Genomic DNA, 21224 nt, shown 5'->3' on the forward strand with positions numbered 1-21224 from the left:
AACGAAACCCTCAGATCTCGTTGGCTGCGGGCGCCATCATGGCATCGCTGCCACTGCGGATACTCTCAGCCAGTGAAACCGCCTTTGGCAACAGGCGGTCAAAGTAGAAACGGGCCGCCTTTACCTTGCCGGTGTAAAAACCGGAGGTATCACCCTCTGCCTTCGAAGCCGCGGCTTTCACCACTTTCGCCCACATATAGGCCAACGCTGTGTAGCCAAACATGTCGAGATAATCGACCGCTGCGGCACCAATTGCTTCGGGATTTTCCGCAGCCTGGTTCACCACATGCTCGGTTACATCAGACAGCCGCTCCAGCGACGCAGAGAGCTGTTCAAGGTACGGGCGAAGCACCTCATCGCTGCTGTTCTCTTCAATGAAGGCTGCAACATCGGCTGCAAACAGTTCATACAGCTTGCCCTGACTGCCAACCACCTTGCGCCCCATCAGGTCCATCGCCTGGATACCGTTGGTGCCCTCATAGATCTGGGTAATCCGGCAGTCCCGAACCAGTTGCTCCTGGCCCCATTCACGGATAAACCCGTGGCCACCAAAGACCTGCTGGCCGATGATGGTGGTGTCCAGGCCGCGATCGGTCAGGAAAGCTTTGGCAACCGGGGTCAGCAGCGCCACCATACCCTCGGCGTGCTTGCGACGCTCGTCGTCTTCCGCGTACTTGGAGATATCCAGCCACTGGGCCACGTAGGTAGAGAAGGCGCGACCACCTTCCACGTAACCTTTCATGGTCATCAGCATCCGGCGAACGTCCGGGTGCACCAGAATCGGATCGGCCGCTTTTTCCGGCTGCTGGGCACCGGTGGGTGCGCGGCTCTGAATACGCTCGTTGGCGTACTCACGGGCGCTCTGCAGCGAGGCCTCGGCAGCACCAATACCCTGGATACCGACACCCAGACGCTCGTAGTTCATCATGGTGAACATGGCGGCCAGGCCTTTGTTTTCCTCACCGACCAGCCAGCCTTTAGCGCCGTCAAAGTTCATCACGCAGGTGGCAGAGCCCTTGATACCCATTTTCTTCTCGATGGAACCACAGCTGAACTGGTTGCGCTCACCCAGGGAGCCGTCGTCGTTCACCAGGAACTTGGGCACCAGGAACAGGGAAATACCCTTTGGACCTTTGGGGGCATCCGGCAGCTTGGCCAGCACCAGGTGGATGATGTTCTCCGCCATGTCGTGCTCGCCCCAGGTGATGAAGATCTTGGTGCCCGTCACGTTGAAAGAGCCATCGCCGTTAGGCTCGGCCTTGGTGCGGATAATGCCAAGATCAGTACCGGCGTGGGGCTCGGTCAGGTCCATGGCGCCAGACCAGACACCCGAATACATATTGGGCAGGTACTTTTCTTTCAGCTCCTGGCTGCCGTGTGCATCCAAGGCCAGGCAGGCGCCGGCAGTCAGCATGGGTGCCAGACCGAACGCCATATTGGCGCCCTGCATCATTTCTTCAAACTGGGCCACCAGTGTCTTGGGCATACCCATGCCACCAAACTCCGGGTTACCACCCAGGCCATTCCAGCCGCCTTCCACGATGGTCTGGTAGGCTTCTTTGAAACCTTCGGGGCTGGTCACTTCGCCCTCGTTCCACTTGCAGCCCTGCTCGTCTGCCTCACGGTTCAACGGAGCCAGCACGCCACTAGCAATCTTGCCCGCTTCTTCCAGAATCGCGTCTGCGGTGTCCGGGTCTACGTTTTCTGCGATTTTCGGCAGGGATGCCCAGAGGGAAGGCGCATCAAAAACTTCGTTCAGAACGAACCGCATGTCACGAAGGGGTGCCTGATAATCAGCCATGTAAAACTCTCCAAAAAAAACAGTCAGTCTCTCGGTGGGCCTGAATAAACGCCTCTTCTTGTGGAGGTCAGTGCCCACCCGCTCGGCTATGTGTCCGAAACAGGGTTGTTGTTCTATGAGGCGTTATTCTACCTTAAAACGCCCCGGCGACTCATGAAAAAAGCCCGCCTCCTGTAGGAGAACGGGCTTTTTCTCTGCCATCAACCAGATAGCGATCCCGCCTTAGATAGCGAAGGCTTCTTCCGGCATGTCCAGCAGGCTATCTGCACCGGCCAGCATGGTTTCTGCGTGGGTACGGGTGCGCGGCAGCAGGCGCTTGAAGTAGAAGCGCGCAGACTGAACCTTGGCGTTGTAGAACATTTCTTCAGAAGTGCCGTCAGCCATCTTGTCCAGCGCCACCTTGGCCATGCGCGCCCAGAGGTAGGCGAATACGGCATAGCCGGAGTACATCAAGTAATCAACAGAGGCCGCGCCGACTTCTTCGCGGTTCTTCATGGCAGCCATACCCACCTTCATGGTCAGGTCGCCCCATTCCTTGTTGATTGCCGCCAGCGGTTCGATGAACTCTTTCAGCTGTTCGTTGTCGGCGTTTTCCTTGCAGAAAACGTGCACTTCCTTGGTGAAGACCTTGAGCGCCTCGCCCTGGGTCATCAGAACCTTACGGCCCAGCAGATCGAGCGCCTGGATGCCGGTGGTGCCTTCGTAGATCATGCCGATGCGGGCATCACGAACGTTCTGCTCCATGCCCCACTCGGAAATAAAGCCGTGGCCACCGAAAACCTGCATGCCCAGGTTGGCTGCTTCGTAGCCGATTTCGGTCAGGAAGGCCTTGGCAATCGGCGTCAGGAAGCCCAGCAGCGCATCAGCGTGCTTACGCTCTTCTTCAGTCTTGCCGGAATGAACCACGTCGACCTGCTGACCTGCCAGGTAGATCAGGGCACGGGCGCCTTCTGCAACCACTTTCTGGGTCAGCAGCATGCGGCGGACATCCGGGTGAACAATGATCGGATCGGCGATGCCTTCCGGGTTTTTCGCACCACTCAGAGAACGCATGGCCAGACGATCCTTGGCGTACGCCAGCGAGCCCTGGAAGCCCAGCTCGGATGCGCCGAGTCCCTGGATTGCAGTACCGATACGGGCGGTGTTCATAAAGGTGAACATGCAGTTAAGGCCTTTGTTCTCCGGCCCGATCAGCCAGCCTTTGGCGCCATCGAAGTTCATCACGCAGGTGGCGTTGCCGTGGATACCCATCTTGTGCTCCAGGGAACCACAGGACACCGCGTTGCGCTCACCGGCAGAGCCGTCTTCGTTCGGCAGCTGCTTGGGTACGATGAACAGAGAGATGCCTTTGGTGCCTTCCGGTGCGCCCGGCAGACGAGCCAGTACGATGTGGACGATGTTCTCGGCCATGTCGTGTTCGCCGGCAGAGATAAAGATCTTGGTGCCGGTGATGCTGTAGCTGCCGTCAGCGTTCGGCTCGGCCTTGGTGCGCAGGGTGCCCAGATCCGAGCCACAGTGCGGCTCGGTCAGACACATGGTGCCGGTCCATTCGCCGCTGATCAGCTTGGTCAGGTAGACCTGCTTCTGTTCTTCAGTACCGTGCTCTTCAACGGTGTTGGTAGCACCGTGGCTCAGGCCCGGGTACATACCCCAGGACCAGTTGGAGGTACCGACCATTTCGCTGACAACCAGACCAATGGAGTGTGGCAGACCCTGGCCACCGTAGTTCGGGTGGGCAGTCATGGACGGCCAGCCGCCTTCCACATACTGCTGGTAGGCTTCTTTGAAACCCGTCGGTGTCTTCACGCCGTCTTCGCTCCAGGTACAGCCTTCCTGGTCGCCCACCTGGTTCAGCGGAGACAGTACCTGCTCACAGAATTTGGCACCTTCCTGGATGATGGCGTCCACCATATCCGGAGTTGCATCCTCGGCACCTTCCAGATTGGCGTAGTGCTGCTCGCTGTTCAGCAGCTCGTTCATTACGAATTTGATGTCACGCAGGGGGGCTTTGTATTCAGGCATGGAATCCACCTCGGTTTTCGCGCTTGGCTGGACCCTGGTCTCAGCCTTTCGCCTTGGGTTTGATCAGATGCTCCGGTGCACCGCACCACAGCCTCAATAAAACACTTGTTTGAAACATACGTTTTGAGGCACGGAATTGTCAATAGCCCTGACAGAAAATTCTGTTGCTTTGTGTGTCGATTCGAGAAGTTTTCTGCAGAAAAGAAACGGTGGGTATTTCAGGCAAAAACAGAGGTGAGGGAGCCGGACTCCCGGCGGTCAGTGCCAATGGCATAAACGCTGCGGTAGCGTTCGGCGGCATCACTGGCGCGGCTGTCCCGGCTTTCCGATGCGGAGGTGGTGGTCTTCGACGGGTCTTCGGTTTCGGACGGGGTCGCAGCGCGGGCGCCATTGTTGCCGGCAAGCTCGGCCTGGGCCTGCAACATGGTTTGCATGGCCTGGGCGGCCACCGCCCGATCCTGGGCCGAAGGTTGAGCGGGCGCCATGGCGGCTGCGCGCACAATCCGCATTTTCTCTATGGTGGCCTGGGGATCCCCCGCCACAGGGGCCACATCAATCGGAACCTCACCTCCCACCGCATACTGGGCACCATCTGGCCCCCGCTGGTAAGTATAGGAGATTGCACCTGAATATTGTCCACCAACCGCTTGATGCGCAGCCTCGTGAGTACGAACTTCACGATCCCTCGCTTTGAGATCCGCCAGTTGTTTCAGTTCGGCCTCGGACAAGGCCTGGGGGTTATCGGCTTCAGGCCTGCTGGCCTTGCCAGCGCCCTCCGTGTCGCGACTTTCGGCGTCACGGCTTTGGGTGGAAGACGGCGGGGCATCCGCAGATCCGGCACCGGAGGTAAAGCCGGAAGCGGCGTCTGCACGCCGGGCACCCGACTCTGTACCCGGCACTGCAGAGCCCAGGGTGCCTGAACTATAGCCGGGAAAGACCGGCGACAGGGAGGAGAGAGCGTTCACCGGAAACAGTTTCAGGCACGAATATCAAGCAGGGTTCCGAGGGTTTCATCGGCCGTTTTAACAACCTGGGCAGATGCCTCGACGCTGCGCTCATAGAGTTTGAGATCCATAATGGGTTCGATCAACCCACCGGCACCCTCGGCGGAACCTTTCGGGCCATCGTCACCGCCCCTGGCGATTTTTCTGGCGGCACCCTCCATGCCCATCATACCGTCCTGAATACCCTGTATTCCGATAGATAGCGTGTTGTTGATCATGGGTGGCCGTTCCTGTGACAGACATTTGACACAATTAACGCACAAACCTGGTCACTTTTCAATCAGCGGTGTGATATTAAGGTAGCGTGACAGGAGCCCCGGCAACGCGACCGTTTCTGCCTCTTCTATCCAGGGCAATACGCCCAGGCACGGCGCGCCCAGGTGGGCCGTAAGGTAATCCAGAGTATCCTGCTCGCAGCTCATAACCTGCTGCTCGGGGCGATTGGCTACCCATCCGGCAAGGGTCAGGCCGTCAGCCCGCACAGCTTCGGCGCTGAGCATCGCGTGATTGATGCAGCCAAGCTTCAAGGGCACCACCAGGATCACCGGCAGTTTCAGCTCTGCAGGCACGGCTGCGTAGGTTTCCCGGTCATTCAGCGGCACCCGCCAGCCACCGGCCCCTTCAATCAGCAGCAGGTCTGCGGGGCGAATCTGCATGCCACGGCAGAAGCCAACCAGTCGCTGGGCGCTGATTTGCCGTCCGGCTTGGTGCGCCGCCACATGGGGCGCGATGGCGGGTTCCAGGGCAATGGGGTTGATGGTGTCGTAAGGCAGTGTTTCGGTGATGGCCGCCTGCAGCATGAGCGCATCTTCGTTTCGGAGACCCTCGGAGGTGTTGTCGCAGCCGGAGGCGATCGGCTTCATGGCCAGGGTGCGTTTGCCTGCGGCTTTGGCCGCTTCCAGAATGGCGGCGGAGACGATGGTTTTGCCGACGCCGGTGTCGGTGCCGGTTATGAAGTAGGTTTTTTTGGCCATTGTTGGTCTCTGACTGGTGCTTTGAAATTAACGGCGGTGCGGTCGAGGGTGCGGGACGGCTTTCCGGGACACGCTCAAGACTTCCCTGTGCGCTTAGCTTTCGCCATCCATGGCGAAAGATAGTCCCGGAAAGCCGTCCCGCACCCTCTCTTCAAACCTTTGCGCTAGCCCGCCGGAAGAAACCACTGCCTTTCTCGTTTACGTACACTTTAACCAGTACAACCAGCCTGCCTGGTAGCTGGCGATAATCTGGCCATTCCCGGTTTCCGGATAAGCGGCAGCCATTGCCTTGAATCTCCCGGGGGCGGTGATGGTTCTGCGACGCTCCTCGCCTTTGAACACAGCGCCCAACTGCTTGAGTTCCCTATTCAGAGCCATCGGCGAGTCGTAAGGCAAGGTCAAGGTGGCGGTCTTCAGGGTGGAGCCAAAAAGTTGCTGACTGGATAACTGTTGCCAGTCGGCACAGCGGGTGAATCGGTTTACATGGGGCTGCCCCGGGTCGGCCTCGGCCCAGGCTTGCTTGAGCTCCGCCAGGGTGCCGTCGAGCAAGGTGGAAACCATCAACCGGCCACCCGGTTTCAACACCCGGCGACATTCCGCCAGAATGGCATCGGGCCGGTTGCTCCACTGAATCATCAGGTTGCTGAACACCAGGTCTGTACTGTTATCCGGTAACGGCAGCTGCTCGGCATCGGCCTGCAGCCATCTCAGCCCTTTCGGGCTCAGGCGGGACGCCTCGGCCAGCATTCCTGGTGCCAGATCTGCCCCGGTGACTCTTGCCCGGGGGTAGTGTTGCGCCAGTTTTCGGGTAAACCAGCCGGTGCCGCAGCCCAGATCAAGTATGGTTTCCGGAGCAAATTTACCGGTAAACTCCGCCATCATGGCATCGCCCATCACCTTTTGCAGCCTGGATGCGCCGTCGTAGGTACCACTGGCACTGCCAAAACCGCGCGCGATGGATTGCTTGCTGCCGGTTCCGCCTTCAGCAAGGGGCGCTGGCTCAATTCGGGTGTAGATGGTCATGGCGACACCTGGTGGCTGGCAAGCTCATCGACCAGCGCCCGGCTGTTCGCCAAAGCCTGCAACAAACACTCAACATCTTCCTCGGTGTGCGCGGCACTGAACGTCACCCGCAAGCGGGCTTCACCTTCCGGCACCGTCGGGGGCCGGATGGCCGTGACCAGAATGCCCTGCTCTTCCAGCGCCTGGCTCAGCGCCAGCGCCGAAAAGTTATCCCTGATCATAATCGGCTGAATGGGCGTGCGCGATGGCATCAGTTCATACCCCAGCGCCCGGGCACCGGCCCGGAAACGTCGGATCAGCGCATCGAGATGACCCCGCCTCTGCTCTTCCCGCTCTACCACATCCAGGCTGGCACAGGTGGCCAATGCCAGGGCCGGTGGCATGGCGGTGGTGTAAATGTAAGTTCGGGCTTTCTGCACCAGATAATCGATCAACACCTCAGAACCAGCCACAAAGGCACCGGATGTGCCTACTCCTTTGCCCAGGGTACCGATCAATACCGGCACCTCATCCTGGGACAACCCGGCCTCCAGCACACTGCCTCGCCCCTGCGGCCCCAGTACGCCAATGCCATGGGCGTCATCCACCACCAACAACGCATCCCGGGCCTTGCAAGCCCGCGCCAGCTCCCTGAGCGGTGCGATATCGCCATCCATGCTGAACACACCGTCGGTCACCACCAGTTTGTGTCCGGACGTTTCGGAAAGCAGGGTATCCAGCGCGGCAACATCACCATGAGCGTAGCGCCTCACCCGCGCGCGGCTGAGAATGCAGCCGTCAATGATCGAGGCATGATTTAACCGGTCGGAAAAGATGGTATCGCCCCGCCCGGCCAGCGCCGAGATCACACCCAGATTGGCCATATAGCCGGTAGAGAAAAACAACGCGTCATCACGCTCGGTGAACGCCGCCAGTCGCTGCTCCAGGCGATGATGGGCTTCATGATGGCCACACACCAGGTGCGATGCCGCACCGCCCAACCCGACCTCTGACAGCGCATCTTTTAATGTCGTGATATTTCCCCCATGGCTGGCCAGCCCAAGGTAATCGTTGCTGCAGAACGACAGGAGCTGCTCGCCGTCTGCAACCAGTTCCGGCCGCTGAGGGCCCGACACCAAGCGACGGGTTCGGTATAGCCCGGCCTGCTTTCGTTGTTGGATTTCTCGCGCAAAATTTCGCATCAGGTGGCCAAGATCAATAGTAAACCTTTCGTTAATTGATACCACTTATGGGGCGAAGGGTGGGGGTGGCTTTCCGAGACTGTTGAAGGCCAGGGATGGCCTGAAACAAGCGCACAGGGATGTGCTCGTAGCGTGTCTCGGAAAGCCACCCCCACCCTTCGTCTTGCTCCAAAACTTAAGCTGACTCCCGACTCGCGTCATAAAACAGATGCCGGGTAGCCTCATACTCCACCGCCTCGGCAATCGCCTCTTCCTCCTGCGCCTCGGTCGCGCACTGCTCCCGCTGCTCTGGGCGAATCCCCAGCTTACGGAACAACTGCATATCCGCATCCGCCTCCGGATTCGATGTCGTCAGCAACTTCTCGCCATAGAAAATGGAATTGGCACCAGCCATGAAACACAGCGCCTGCATCTGCTCGTTCATCTGCTCCCGACCCGCCGAAAGGCGCACATGGGATTCCGGCATCATGATCCTGGCCACCGCAATAATCCGCACAAAATCAAATGGATCCAGATCCTCCACACCTTCCAGCGGCGTCCCCTTCACCTTCACCAGCATATTCACCGGCACACTCTCGGGATGCTGCGGCAGATTGGCCAACTGAACCAGCAGCCCGACACGGTCATCCTCATCCTCACCCATGCCCATAATGCCGCCACAACACACCTTCATGCCCGCCCGGCGCACGTTATCCAAAGTATCCAGGCGATCCTGATAGGTTCGGGTGGTGATGATGTGATTGTAAAATTTCTCGGAGGTATCGAGGTTGTGGTTATAGTAATCCAGACCGGCGTCCGCCAATTCCCGGGCCTCGTCTTCCTTGAGCATGCCCAGGGTCATACAGGTCTCCAGCCCCAGGGACTTCACCTGCCGAACCATATCCAGCACGTAAGGCATGTCTTTCTTCGACGGGCTACGCCAGGCCGCCCCCATGCAAAAGCGAGAGGCGCCTTTATCTTTGGCCACCCGGGCTTCCGCAATCACCTTCTCGATTTCCAGCAGTTTTTCCTTCTCCAGCCCGGTGTTGTAATGCCCGCTCTGGGGGCAGTATTTGCAGTCTTCCGGGCAGGCACCGGTCTTGATGGATAACAGGGTACTGACCTGCACCTCGTTCGGGTCGAAATGCTCCCGGTGGACCGTCTGGGCACGGAACAGAAGATCGTTGAACGGAAGATTAAAAAGTGCCCGGGCTTCCTGCAGCGTCCAGTCGTGACGGGTTGTGCTAGCGGTCATAAAAAAGTCCTGTTAACCTTTCCAGATTATTTGGTTTACGGATGAACCGAGATGATAAACAGACTGACATTCCTGTCAACCACATTTAACTTTATGGTTAACAGCGAAGCCACAAAAGGACACTGTGTCACCTGCCTCGCAGCGGAGGCCATCCACGGGCTCTGCGAAGGATGCCGGGAAGACCTCCCGCTTAATCAATGGTGTTGCCGTATGTGCGCGTTACCGTTGGCGTTTCCGGTGTCAACCGGTTGTTGCGGAGAATGTCTGGCCACACCACCACCCTTCAGGAGCAGCCTGATTCCCTGGCGCTACCAATTTCCGGTTGACGGAATGATCGGGCGCTACAAATATCACGGGCAACGGAAATTTATCCGGCCACTGCTGAATGGTTTTGTCGGGTTTCTCGAACAATCGCTGACCGACGATGAGCTGCCTGAGCTGATCATACCGGCACCGATGCACTGGGCCAGGCGCTGGCAGCGAGGCTTCAATCAGGCTCAGGAGATCGCCGAGTTCGCAGGGGCACAACTGGGGGTGCCTGTGGCAGGCCGACTGGTTCGGCGCAGGAAACGAGTCAGAGCCCAGAGAAATCTGGATCGCAATCGGCGGCTAAAAAACCTGAAGGGCGTTTTCGAGGTTTGCGCTCCGGTTCCGGCACGCATCGCCATCGTTGACGACGTTGTCACTACCGGGGCAACTGCCAGAGCTCTGGCGGCGGCTCTTGAACGGGCAGGCGCCTCAGAAATTCAACTGTGGGCACTGGCCCGCACCCCTGGCTGATGTGCGCATATCGCCTGATTGATAGCCGCCGGAGCACGCTCATTCCAGCAACCCGACAACTTTGTCGGCGATGGCCAGACAAGATGTCAGCCCCGGCGACTCAATACCAAACAAATGCACCAGGCCGGGAATACCGTGAGTTTCCGGCCCGTCTATCCTGAAGTCAGCTGAAGCAGCGCCCGGCCCGCTCAATTTGGGCCGTATACCTGCATAAGCCGGTTGTAACCGGTCGGCTTCAAACCCTGGCCACCACTGGCGAATAGCCCGGGCAAAAGCGGCCGCCCGTTCCGGAGCAACCTGATAATCTTCCTGCTCAACCCACTCAACATCGGGGCCGAAACGGGCCTGCCCGGCAAGATCCAGCGTCAGATGCACACCCAGCCCCCCGGGTTCCGGCAAAGGATAGATAAGGGATTCAAACGGGTGGTGGCCGCTATAACTGAAGTAAACCCCTTTTGCCAGCCATTGTCGGGGCTGACACGTATCCGGCAAGCCGCCCCAGCGCCGGGCCAGCCCGGGCGCCCCAAGCCCGGCGGCATTAACAACCCGGCGCGCCCGCAGGATCACCGGTGCATCCCCGGCCACAACCAAACGGTGCTCTCCGGCCACCGACTCCGCCGACAGAACCTCGCTGTGCAAAACCAGTTGGCCCCCGGCGTCTTCCAGCTCTCCCTGCAGCGAGAGCATCAATCCGTGACTATCGATGATGCCGGTTTCCGGAGACCAGAGCCCCGCAAACGCCTGCAGACCAGGCTGGCGGGCCTTCAGCATTCGGCCGTCAATGGCGACCAGTTTCACGCCATTGCACGCAGCCTGAGCCTGCACCTTTTCCAGCCCGGCAAGTTGCGTACTGTCAGTGGCGACAATCCACTTTCCGCACTTGCGAAACCGGACATTGCGGGCCTGGCAATAGTCATACAGCAGTTGCCGCCCCCGCACACACAACCCGGCCTTGAATGACCCCTCCGGATAATAGATACCGGCATGCACTACCTCACTGTTACGGGAGGATGTACCTTCACCAATCGCGGCACCCGACTCCAGCACCAGCACCTCTTGCCCGGCCTGCGCAAGGGCACGGGCCGTTGCCAGGCCGACCACGCCGGCACCGATAACCACTGTTTCAACGCTGTAGTGTTCCTCTGTCACAATACTGGCCCGCTCAATGGATAGAAAATTCTGAAATTACCTTACTCCGACCCCGTATGCATTACCTGTTACGCCAGACACGCTATACTGCTGCAGGGAACCCTGTGCAGCAATGGACTTGAGCATGTCGGACAAAAAGCAGTTCATTACCGTGATGATTGTCGCCGCACTCTTTGTTGGCTGGATAGGCTGGCGTGGATTTGAAGTGATCTCCCTGAACGCGGAACTGAAAAGCGATCAGATTGTCTCGTCTTACCCGTATCATCACCGCGTACTGCGGGTAGAAGGGGATACCGCAATCATCAGCTCGCTGAGATCCCATACCGTGTCGACCCAGCGCGCCCTGATTGCGGTTTTCCCGGGTATGCGCCACCTGGCTGATACCAACCGGGAGTGGCAAAAAGCCGAAAGGGAGCTGGCACAGGTGCAGGCCAGAGCGGGCGATGTGGTACTGGCGAGTGGTCGGGTTAATCGTATTCGTTGGGAATTAGACGAAAACTGGTATCATTTGCAAACCATGAAAGCCCGATACGACACAGCCCTTTGAGTCTCTATGCCAACCGATCTGTCCGAAACAGCCTCATCTCATCCCTACGACCTCCTGTCGCCTGACGTTATTCTTGATGCCATCGAAGCCGCTGGGTTTGACGTCAGCGGCCGACTGTTTGCGCTGAACAGTTACGAAAACCGGGTCTACCAGGTTGGGCTGGAAGACCAGCCGCCGGTAATTGCCAAGTTTTACCGGCCCGGCCGCTGGTCCGATGCCGCAATTCTGGAAGAGCACGAGTTCAGCCTGGCGCTGGTGGAGGCTGGCGTGCCGGTGGTCGCCCCTCTGGTACTACCCGACGGCCAATCCCTGGGCCACTATCACAACTTTCGTTTTGCTGTATTCCCGCAGCGCGGTGGCCAGGCACCCGACACCAGCGTTGCTGACACCTTGTATCGACTCGGGCAGTGGCTCGGACAGATCCACAACCTGGGCGAACTGAAAAACTTCGAGCACCGCCCGGCCTTCGATTTGCTCAACGGGCTGGAGCAAAACCACCTGTCCCTGCGTGAAGGGGGCTGGATCCCGGACGACCTGAAGCCTGCCTGGGACAGCCTGATACCGGATCTTATGACGGCCTGCCGGGCCCGGATTTCCGAGGCAGGAGACGTAAAGACGCTACGCATTCATGGCGACTGCCACGCAGGCAATATCCTGTGCCGCGACGACAGCATGCTGTTCGTTGATCTTGACGACTGCCGCACCGGCCCGGCCGTGCAGGACATGTGGTTACTGCTTAATGGAGAGCCTGCCGAAAGGGGCGCGCAGCTTGGCGAACTCCTTGAAGGGTACGAAATGTTCCGGGATTTCAATCGTCGTGAACGACACCTGATCGAGCCCCTGCGTTGTTATCGGCAGATTGCCCACTGCGCCTGGCTGGCTCGGCGCTGGGAAGACCCTGCTTTCCCGCGCTTTTTCCCCTGGTTTGCACAACCACGTTTCTGGTCAGACCAGATTTTGTCTCTGCGGGAGCAGCTGGCCGACCTGCAGCAACCGGCCATCAGCCTGCCCGGCCAATTCTGAATATCACTAGAGGTACCCATGAGCGACAACGAAAGGCGATTCACCGCCAAAGCCCTCATTTTCACCGGTATTGCCGCTATTGCAGGAACCGTAATAGTCTTGGAGGCTGCAGGCAAAATCGAACACTCTGAGAACAAGGATTTTGCCCCGATTGGAGAGTTCACTGCGGTTCATGTAAACCCCGGCGAGACCTTCCGGATGTCGCGCAAATCCTCGGAACTCCATGCAGTTTGCGAAAACGGCTACCTGGCTATCGCTGCCGATGTTGATCCTTCGTTCCGGGGCATTCTGGTAGACTACAAAAACCGGGGTGTGCGCTGCACACGGCCATCACCCACCGACCGGGATCTGGCCACACCAGATCCCCGGCAGGCCGTTCCGGGAGAGCAGGATGAGTAATCGGACAGAAGACTCCGGCCAACCAATGACCGACCGCCTGTTTGCCACCGAACGCAACCCGGAGGATTTCCGGTTTGACGCCTCTGTGGCCAGAGTTTTTCCGGACATGATCCGACGCTCCGTTCCCGGTTACACCACCATTATTCCGATGATCGAAGTGATCACCGAGCAATATGTCCAGCCCGGTTCCAATTGCTACGATCTGGGCTGTTCACTGGGTGCCTCCACCCTTGCAATGCGTCACGGCATTCCCTACCGGGACTGCACGCTGGTGGGTGTGGATAACTCCAGTGACATGCTGGAACGGTGCCAGCATCACATTGCTCTGGATGACCATGAGCTGCCGGTTACCCTGCGCTGTGAGGATGTGCAAACCACCGAGCTCAGCAAGGCCTCCGTGACCACACTGAACTTCACGCTGCAGTTTGTAGAACCACCCCAACGTGAAGCACTTTTGCAGAGAATTGCAGACGCCACACTGCCTGGCGGGGTGCTGATCCTCTCCGAAAAGATCCGCTTCGAAACCGATTTTGAACAGGACACGCAAACCTGTCTTCATCACGAGTTCAAACGGGCCAACGGCTACTCGGATCTGGAAATCAGCCAGAAACGCGCGGCTATTGAAAACATCATGATTCCCGAGACTCTGGCCAAACACCGCAGCCGCTTGCAGGCTGTCGGTTTTGACGAAGTACTGGTGTGGTACCAATGCTTCAACTTCGTCTCCATGCTGGCCATCAAGAAGGCCTGACCCCCTGAATCCGAAACCGAAAGACAATCCATGACCCAATTTGACTGGCGCCCGCATTTCACCGACGTATTGCAGTATCTTGAATCCGAAAACCGGAACGCCTGGCATGAACAGTTAACGAGCCAACTGATTCACCGTTTTGAGCAGCAACCCCACGGCGACGTGGCACGCTGGCAGGCAGCCCTTGAGCAACTGCCTGATGTTCCCCAAGCCCGGGTTGACCTTAACCGCTCTGCCATTACCGTAGCGTCCCCTGCAGCCCTTTCAGCCAGCGGGCTGGAAGCGCTTGAGTCGGGACTGCGTGGGCTGATGCCATGGCGTAAAGGCCCGTTCACGTTTTTCGATACCCGCATCGATACCGAATGGCGTTCAGACTGGAAATGGGATCGGGTGGCCCCCCACTTGTCGGATCTGTCTGGCCGCACCATTCTGGATGTCGGTTGCGGCTCGGGCTACCACTGCTGGCGCATGGCTGGCGCTGGCGCAAAACGGGTGATCGGAATCGATCCGGGCCTGCTGTTCATGTTCCAGTTTCTCGCCGTCAAAGGCTATGTGATGCACGCCCCGGTGGATCTTCTGCCGGTTCGCATGGAAGACTTGCCAGAGAACCTGGAGCTGTTCGACACCACCTTTTCCATGGGCGTTCTCTACCACCGGCGCTCACCGCTGGACCACCTGCTGGAGCTGAAAGGTACGCTGCGCAGAGGTGGCGAGCTGGTTCTGGAAACCTTAGTCGTGGACGGCCCTGAGGGCTACAGCCTGATGCCGGAGGATCGCTATGGTCAGATGCGCAACGTCTGGTTTCTGCCGAGCTGCCCCACCCTGCTGCGCTGGCTCGACCGGGCCGGGTTTACCGATGCCCGGGTTGTGGATGTCAGCGTGACCACCACCGAAGAGCAACGGCAGACGGACTGGATGCGGTTCAACTCGCTGAGCGATTTTCTTGACCCGCACGACCCGACAAAAACCATTGAGGGCTACCCGGGCCCCAAACGCGCAACCATCATCGCCCGGAAGCCGTGAGGCCCCGCCCCTCCACGAATAACCAGACTGCCAGAAACAAAAAACCGCCCGGGGCAACGGCCGCGGGCGGTTTTTTTATTTCCGGGACTTATTCCCCGAACGGATGACGCAGAGTAATGGTCTCTACCCGGTCTGGCCCGGTGGAAATAATGTCGATCGGCGCCTCAATCTGCTCTTCAAGGAAGCGGATATAGGCTTTGGCGTTTTCCGGCAGCTGTTCAACACTGGTTAACCCGAACGTGCTTTCACTCCAGCCCGGCAGTTCGGCGTAAACCGGCTCAATTTCGGCAAAACCGTCACAACCGATCGGCGGACGGTTGATTTCACCATTGGGTGTTTTGTAACCGACACATACCTTTACGGTTTCCAGGCCATCCAGAACGTCCAGCTTGGTCAGGCAGATGCCGGACACACTGTTAATCTGGATGGCATGCCGCAGAGCAACGGCATCAAACCAGCCACAACGGCGTGAACGGCCGGTGGTGGTACCCACTTCGTTACCTTTCACCGCAAGGTGCTCACCCATGCTATCAAACAGTTCTGTGGGGAATGGGCCAGAGCCTACACGAGTGGTATAAGCCTTGGTGATACCCAGCACATAGTCGAGGAACAGCGGGCCAAAACCAGAGCCCGTCGCCGTGCCACCAGCCGTGGTATTGGAGGAGGTGACGTAGGGATAGGTACCCAGATCGATGTCCAGCAGCGAACCCTGAGCACCTTCGAACAGGATGTGTTCGCCGCGCTTGCGGTAGTCATGCAGGATATCGGTTACATCAGCGGCCATCGGCAGAATCTCTTCTGCCATCTGGTGCAGCTCCGCCAGAGCCTGGTCGATATCCTCGGCCTCTTCCTTGTAATACTCGGTCAGGACAAAGTTGTGATACGACATGATTTCACGCAGCTTGGCTTCAAACTCGCGTTTGTTGCCCAGATCCTCAAGGCGAATACCACGCCGGGACACTTTGTCCTCGTAGGCCGGACCGATACCTCGGCCAGTCGTACCGATTTTGTCGTTGCCACGGGCACGCTCACGGGCCTGGTCAATACGAACATGGGTGCGCAGGATAATGGGGCAGGCCAGGCTGATCTTCAGCCGATCACGCACCGCAACACCATTGGCTTCGAGTTCCCGCACTTCTTTCAGCAGCGCTTCCGGTGACAATACAACACCGTTACCGATCAGGCACTGGACGTCTTTGCGCAGGATGCCGGACGGGATCAGGTGCAAAGCGGTCTTCTTGCCCTCAATCACCAGCGTATGGCCGGCATTGTGACCGCCCTGGAAGCGGACAACAGCTGCCACCTTGTCTGTCAGAAGGTCAACAATCTTGCCTTTGCCTTCATCACCCCACTGGGTGCCCAGCACAACAACGTTTTTACCCATGATTCTCTCTCAATTCGGGCGGGCCAGAAGCTCACACCCTGATGATTTACCCCAAAACACACATACCGGCTTACTGGATAGCTTCCACTACCCATTCACCACCACGATTCACCAGTTGTCGGTCGCAGCCGCGGGCAAGAGGACTGGTTACCTCATCTCCCGGCAAAGCCCGGATGACCGTCTCGGTCATTCTCAGACCGGAAATAACGCCTTCCAAAGCATTGTCTTCATCAGCCGGAGCCCAGATTGCACCGCTCTGCCGGAAGGGGCGCTGCCCCAAAGCAACCAGCGCCCGGATATCCAGGCTGAACCCGGTCGCAGGCCGGGCCCGGCCGAAATCACTGCCAATGGCATCGTATCGGCCACCCTTGGCAACAGCATCGCCATAACCCGGCACATACACCGCAAACACCAGACCGGTGTGATAGTTATAACCACGCAGTTCGCAGAAATCGAAACCCAGGCTCACTTCCGGGAAATCCCGGGCCAGCAGGTCTGCCACACGGCCCAATTGATCCAGGGCCACATCCACCGCCGGAGAAGCACCGGCAAGAACCTGGCGGGCATCCGCGAGGGCATTTATGCCACCGTTCACCCGGGCCAGATCCTTAAGGCGCGCACCGGCCGAGCCCTCTGCGCAATCACCCAGCAGATCATCCAGCTCCGGTACGGATTTGCGGCCCATGGCGTCAAACACAGCGGCTTCGGTATCCCGATCAAATCCGGCGTCTTTGATCAGGCTTTCATAAATCGACACATGGGCAAGATCCAGATGCACCCGCGGCAGCCCGGCCACTCGCAGGGTCTCCAGCATAAGGCTGATAATTTCAAGATCTGCCGCTTCAGAGCCGCTACCAAACAGTTCACAACCGGCCTGGATGGGCGTGCGCCCGGTGAGCATGTGCCTGGGGCGGGTATGCAGAACGTGACCGGCATAACACAGGCGCGTGATACCTTCCTGGCCCAGAGTGTGCGCATCTATACGGGCCGCCTGGGGCGTCATATCTGCCCGCAAACCCATCATGCGACCGGTCAGCTGATCCGTCAGCTTGAAGGTCTGAAGCTCCAGATCGTGGCCAGTTCCGGTAAACAGCGATTCAAGATATTCAATCAGCGGAGGGATAACCAGCTGGTAGCCCCAGCGTTGGCAGGTGTCCATAACGTCCCGGCGCAGGGACTCAATGCGCCCGGCCAGTGGCGGCAGAATATCTTCCACCCCGTCAGGCAGTAACCAGCGATCAGATACAGTCATGAGATTCTGTTGTCCGTTTCTCCCGCCCGGGCAAGGCCCGCAGCGTGACTCAGAATTTAGGCGTGTTGGGGCGTACTGTGCTTCGCGACAAACATCACAAAAACCCCACACAAAACCGCTGGGATTCTACACGGTTGGCAGACACAAAAAAACCGGAATCCCGGAGAAGGTTAAATTCTCTCCGGAATTCCGGTTGGCTGGTACCGGTTAGATCAGTTGGTAGCGCCAGCCGGATTCTTCAGAAACTTCATGAAGTCACTGTCAGAATCAATCACCATAATATCGCCTTTATTGGCGAAGGTATTCTGGTAAGCCTGCAAGCTGCGATAGAAGCTGTAAAACTCTTCGTTCGCGCCATAAGCATCTGCATAGATCGCGGCAGACTCACCGTCCCCCTCACCACGCGTTTTCTCGGCCTCGGCGAAAGCGTTGGCCAGAATCACCGTTTGCTGACGATCTGCGTCGGCACGAATACCTTCCGCAAGCTCCTGACCGCGCGAGCGGAATTCCTGGGCCAGCTTGTGGCGCTCAGTCGCCATACGGCGATACACGTTCTCACTCACCTGCCCGGGCAGTTCGATGGCCTTCACCCGGATGTCCATGACTTCGATGCCGAATTCAGTTACCGATGTTTCGTTCACCCGATCACGCAGCGTGTGCATCAGCTCATCCCGCTGACCCGACACAACCTCATGCATGGTGCGCACACCGAACTCGTCACGCAGGCCGTTGTCCACACGGGACAGGATCAGCGTTTGCGCCCGGTACTCGTCACCACCCGTGGCCCGGTAGAACTGATCCACATCACGAATTTTCCAGGCCACATAAGAGTCTACATCCAGCGGCTTTTTCTCCACCGTCAGATACTGGCGGGACGGCAGATCCATGGTGAGTACCCGGATATCGAATTCACGAATCTGGTCAATCACCGGCACTTTGAAGTGCAGGCCTGCCTGAATATTGGTTTCCACCAGCTCACCGAAACGCAGCTTCACGCCCCGATGGGTCTCCGGAATGATAAACACGCTGGAAAGCACAAGCAGAACAACGATAAGGGCGCCTGCCAGGCCCACTACACCTTTAGCTCCCATAATTATCTGCTCCTCCGGCTATTGGTATCCTGACGGGTGCGCAATTCCTGCAAAACCTGGTCGGTCAGATTCTGGATATCCACCTGCTGGCTGCGGCTGTCAAGCGACCGACTACCGGAGGACGACATGGCGCCCTGGGTCAGGCGATCCAGAGGCAGGTACATCATGTTGCCGCTGCTTTCGGTATCGACAAAGATCTTGCTGCTGTTAGACAGCACCTGTTCCATTGCCTGGAGGTACATACGCTCACGGGTTACCCGGGGAGCCTGCTCGTACACGGCCAGCAACTGGTTAAAGCGCGCGGTTTCACCGCGGGCACGCTCGATCACTTCTTCCTTGTAGGCGCTCGCTTCCTCAATCATGCGCTGGGCCTGACCACGGGCTTCCGGAACAATCTTGTTACGGTAGGTCTCGGCTTCCTCTTTCAGGCGCTGCTCGTCTTCACGGGCCCTCTGAACCTCACGGAAGGCATCCTGAACCGCCGCCGGCGGCTGGGTGCTTTCCACGTTCACCCGAACGATTTCAAGACCGGCACCATACTCGCGCAAAAAGCTCTGCAACCGCTGCTCCACACGAACGGCCAGCTCGGCACGCCCCTCAGTCAGCACGTCATCCAACGATGAGCTGCCCACTTCGTGACGTAACGCACTGTCGGTGGCAAAAGCCAGGGCCTGGTTAGAGTCCCGAACATTCAGAACGTAGGCCTGTGCATCAGACACCCTGTACTGTACCTGAAGGTCTACGGTCACCAGGTTTTCGTCCTGGGTCAGCATCTGGCCCGATGACTCGGCGGTACGAATGCTGGTTACCCGAACCTTGTATACGGTATCGATCAGGGGCACTTTGAAGCGCAGACCCGGGCTTTCGGTACGGTTGTACTCGCCAAATCTGAGCACTACCGCGCGCTCCTGTTCATCCACGGTATAGAAAGACTGGTAGAGCACGTAGCCAACCACCAGAATGGCGGCAATCGCCAGAATGGCGCCAAAGCCACCGCTACCGGAGTTGCTGCTGCCACTGCCGGAACCACCGCTTTTTTTGCCGCCGAGCATGCGATTCAGTTTATCGAGCCCCTTTTTCAGCGCTTCGTCCAGGTCTGGCGGACCCTGATCATTGCCGCGACGACCACCACCGGTTCCCCAGGGGTCGTTGTCGTTACGGTTACCACCCGGTTCGTTCCAGGCCATAGTTTTCTCCGTTCCCGTTTATTCGAATGGCTGCAAATACTAGGGTTTTATCAAGTCTCCGGCAATAGCGGGGCGCTTCAAAGGCCTGGCGCTTCAAACCTGAGACTGTCTTCGGCTACGCCCGCACGACTCAAAAGCTGCAACCAGTCACGATTTTGCAGCCGCACTTCCAATAGCGTATCGCCGTTTTCGCAATAGTGCTCACTAAGCACCGAATCCGCCTGATGCAACAGGGCGCGAAGCTTTCCGTCTACCGGTCCCAGGCGCACAAAGTGATGCACCACATCTTCCGCCAGGCGCTCGACAATCGCGTCGAACAACAACTCCAGTCCTTCGCCGGTCACTGCAGAGACCCAGGCCCGCACCGGCACGCCTTCGCCGTTGCGATCGATGCGTGGCTCGAAATCGTCCATCAGATCAATCTTGTTGAACACCTGCAGCATCGGAATTTCATCCGCACCTATCTCTGCCAGGACACTTTCAACCTGTTCGATATTGTCATCGCGGCGCTCGTCGACGGCATCCACAACATGCAGCAGCAAGTTGGCTTCGGTGGTCTCTTCCAGCGTTGCCCGGAAGGCCTCAACCAGCTTGTGCGGTAGGTGCCGGATGAACCCTACGGTATCGGCCATTACGACCGGCCCCACATCTGGAAGTTCCAACCGCCTCAGGGTCGGATCCAGAGTCGCAAACAGCTGGTCTGCTGCATATACGCTGGAAGTGGTGATACGGTTGAATAATGTCGATTTTCCGGCGTTGGTGTAGCCTACCAACGACAGGGTTGGTATGTCAGCCCGGCGGCGGGCACGCCTGCCCTGATTCCGCTGCTTGCGCACCTTCTCAAGCCTTTTATGAATAGACTTGATGCGTTCGCGCAATAACCGGCGGTCGGTTTCCAGCTGGGTTTCACCAGGCCCCCGCAGCCCGATACCGCCTTTTTGCCGCTCAAGGTGCGTCCAGCCCCGGACAAGCCGGGTAGACATGTGCTCCAGCTGGGCCAGCTCTACCTGAAGTTTACCCTCATGGGTCCGGGCACGCTGAGCAAAGATATCGAGAATGACACCAGTACGGTCAAGCACACGGCATTGCAATTCGCGTTCGATGTTGCGTTCCTGGCTGGGACTGAGCGCATGATTGAACAGCACCACATCGGCCTCAGCAGCGGCCACGGTATCGCGGATTTCATCAAGCTTACCCTCGCCGACAAAGAACCGGGGGCTGGGCTGTTTACGATTGCCGGTTACGGTGGCCACCGGCTCAACCCCCGCAGAGGTAACCAGCTCCCGAAATTCGCCGGGATCTTCAGCATCGTCGTGGGCAGTGAAATCAATATGAACGAGAACCGCCCGCTCTCCGACATCTGGACGCTCAAACAAGATTTATCGACTCCATGAACACA

20 protein-coding genes are annotated in these 21224 nt (G+C 58.3%); 6 read left to right on the forward strand and 14 right to left on the reverse strand.

Features of this window, described 5'->3' with window-relative positions; genetic code table 11:
• Positions 1-10 precede the first annotated feature (10 nt).
• The 8 genes from C7H09_RS11730 to bioB all read right to left on the reverse strand — a co-directional run bounded on the left by C7H09_RS11730 (position 11) and on the right by bioB (position 9239).
• Positions 11-1801, reverse strand: coding sequence for an acyl-CoA dehydrogenase C-terminal domain-containing protein (locus C7H09_RS11730; RefSeq protein WP_106762834.1), 1791 nt, complete (start codon positions 1799-1801; stop codon positions 11-13).
• A 222-nt stretch (positions 1802-2023) separates the two neighbouring features.
• Positions 2024-3823, reverse strand: a complete 1800-nt coding sequence (locus C7H09_RS11735) for an acyl-CoA dehydrogenase C-terminal domain-containing protein (RefSeq protein ID WP_106762837.1) — start codon at positions 3821-3823, stop codon at positions 2024-2026.
• Positions 3824-4041: 218 nt separating this feature from the next.
• A complete protein-coding gene (locus C7H09_RS11740) occupies positions 4042-4788 on the reverse strand; it encodes a putative metalloprotease CJM1_0395 family protein (RefSeq protein WP_240616572.1) in 747 nt (248 codons plus the stop codon).
• A gap of 11 nt (positions 4789-4799) precedes the next feature.
• Positions 4800-5045, reverse strand: a complete 246-nt coding sequence (locus tag C7H09_RS11745; protein ID WP_106762840.1) for a flagellar biosynthesis protein FlgE — start codon at positions 5043-5045, stop codon at positions 4800-4802.
• A 51-nt stretch (positions 5046-5096) separates the two neighbouring features.
• Positions 5097-5801: a dethiobiotin synthase gene (bioD, locus tag C7H09_RS11750; RefSeq protein WP_106762843.1), complete on the reverse strand. Its 705-nt coding sequence runs from the start codon at positions 5799-5801 to the stop codon at positions 5097-5099.
• A gap of 198 nt (positions 5802-5999) precedes the next feature.
• The gene (gene bioC, locus C7H09_RS11755; protein WP_106762846.1) at positions 6000-6824 is read right to left on the reverse strand and encodes a malonyl-ACP O-methyltransferase BioC; all 825 of its coding nucleotides are present in this window, start codon (positions 6822-6824) and stop codon (positions 6000-6002) included.
• Complete coding sequence (gene bioF, locus C7H09_RS11760; protein ID WP_106762848.1) at positions 6821-8005, reverse strand: 8-amino-7-oxononanoate synthase; 1185 nt, start codon at positions 8003-8005, stop codon at positions 6821-6823. The genes bioC and bioF overlap by 4 nt, the downstream gene beginning before the upstream one ends.
• A gap of 175 nt (positions 8006-8180) precedes the next feature.
• Positions 8181-9239 (reverse strand): biotin synthase BioB, encoded by a 1059-nt coding sequence (bioB, locus tag C7H09_RS11765; protein ID WP_106762850.1) that lies wholly within the window; start codon positions 9237-9239, stop codon positions 8181-8183.
• A gap of 330 nt (positions 9240-9569) precedes the next feature.
• Here bioB and C7H09_RS20255 point away from each other — a divergent pair, with 330 nt between their 5' ends.
• The gene (locus C7H09_RS20255; RefSeq protein ID WP_240616573.1) at positions 9570-10019 is read left to right on the forward strand and encodes a ComF family protein; all 450 of its coding nucleotides are present in this window, start codon (positions 9570-9572) and stop codon (positions 10017-10019) included.
• A 39-nt stretch (positions 10020-10058) separates the two neighbouring features.
• Here C7H09_RS20255 and C7H09_RS11775 read toward each other — a convergent pair whose 3' ends face one another.
• Complete coding sequence (locus C7H09_RS11775) at positions 10059-11168, reverse strand: NAD(P)/FAD-dependent oxidoreductase (protein WP_106762855.1); 1110 nt, start codon at positions 11166-11168, stop codon at positions 10059-10061.
• 124 nt (positions 11169-11292) lie between these two features.
• Between C7H09_RS11775 and C7H09_RS11780 the strand changes: the two genes are divergently transcribed.
• From C7H09_RS11780 to cmoB, 5 genes are read left to right on the forward strand one after another with little or no spacing between them, the layout of a single operon-like run.
• Complete coding sequence (locus C7H09_RS11780; protein WP_106763101.1) at positions 11293-11715, forward strand: hypothetical protein; 423 nt, start codon at positions 11293-11295, stop codon at positions 11713-11715.
• Positions 11716-11721: 6 nt separating this feature from the next.
• Complete coding sequence (locus C7H09_RS11785; RefSeq protein ID WP_106762857.1) at positions 11722-12738, forward strand: serine/threonine protein kinase; 1017 nt, start codon at positions 11722-11724, stop codon at positions 12736-12738.
• An 18-nt stretch (positions 12739-12756) separates the two neighbouring features.
• Positions 12757-13137, forward strand: coding sequence for a PA3694 family proteiin (locus C7H09_RS11790; protein ID WP_106762859.1), 381 nt, complete (start codon positions 12757-12759; stop codon positions 13135-13137).
• On the forward strand, positions 13130-13888 hold the full coding sequence (gene cmoA / locus C7H09_RS11795; RefSeq protein ID WP_106762861.1) for a carboxy-S-adenosyl-L-methionine synthase CmoA: 759 nt from the start codon (positions 13130-13132) through the stop codon (positions 13886-13888). The genes C7H09_RS11790 and cmoA overlap by 8 nt, the downstream gene beginning before the upstream one ends.
• A gap of 30 nt (positions 13889-13918) precedes the next feature.
• Entirely contained in the window at positions 13919-14911 is a 993-nt protein-coding gene (gene cmoB, locus C7H09_RS11800; RefSeq protein ID WP_106762863.1) for a tRNA 5-methoxyuridine(34)/uridine 5-oxyacetic acid(34) synthase CmoB, read from the forward strand.
• An 88-nt stretch (positions 14912-14999) separates the two neighbouring features.
• Here cmoB and C7H09_RS11805 read toward each other — a convergent pair whose 3' ends face one another.
• The 5 genes from C7H09_RS11805 to hflX form a co-directional block, all read right to left on the reverse strand.
• Positions 15000-16295, reverse strand: coding sequence for an adenylosuccinate synthase (locus tag C7H09_RS11805; protein WP_106762865.1), 1296 nt, complete (start codon positions 16293-16295; stop codon positions 15000-15002).
• Between the two features lie 70 nt (positions 16296-16365).
• The gene (locus tag C7H09_RS11810) at positions 16366-17547 is read right to left on the reverse strand and encodes an ATP phosphoribosyltransferase regulatory subunit (RefSeq protein ID WP_106762867.1); all 1182 of its coding nucleotides are present in this window, start codon (positions 17545-17547) and stop codon (positions 16366-16368) included.
• A 212-nt stretch (positions 17548-17759) separates the two neighbouring features.
• Positions 17760-18638, reverse strand: a complete 879-nt coding sequence (gene hflC, locus C7H09_RS11815) for a protease modulator HflC (protein WP_106762870.1) — start codon at positions 18636-18638, stop codon at positions 17760-17762.
• A gap of 2 nt (positions 18639-18640) precedes the next feature.
• Complete coding sequence (gene hflK, locus C7H09_RS11820) at positions 18641-19825, reverse strand: FtsH protease activity modulator HflK (protein ID WP_106762872.1); 1185 nt, start codon at positions 19823-19825, stop codon at positions 18641-18643.
• A gap of 77 nt (positions 19826-19902) precedes the next feature.
• Entirely contained in the window at positions 19903-21204 is a 1302-nt protein-coding gene (hflX, locus tag C7H09_RS11825; protein WP_240616577.1) for a ribosome rescue GTPase HflX, read from the reverse strand.
• Positions 21205-21224: the final 20 nt, after the last annotated feature.

Source organism: Marinobacter fuscus, assembly GCF_003007675.1.
In the GTDB taxonomy this organism is placed as follows: domain Bacteria; phylum Pseudomonadota; class Gammaproteobacteria; order Pseudomonadales; family Oleiphilaceae; genus Marinobacter; species Marinobacter fuscus.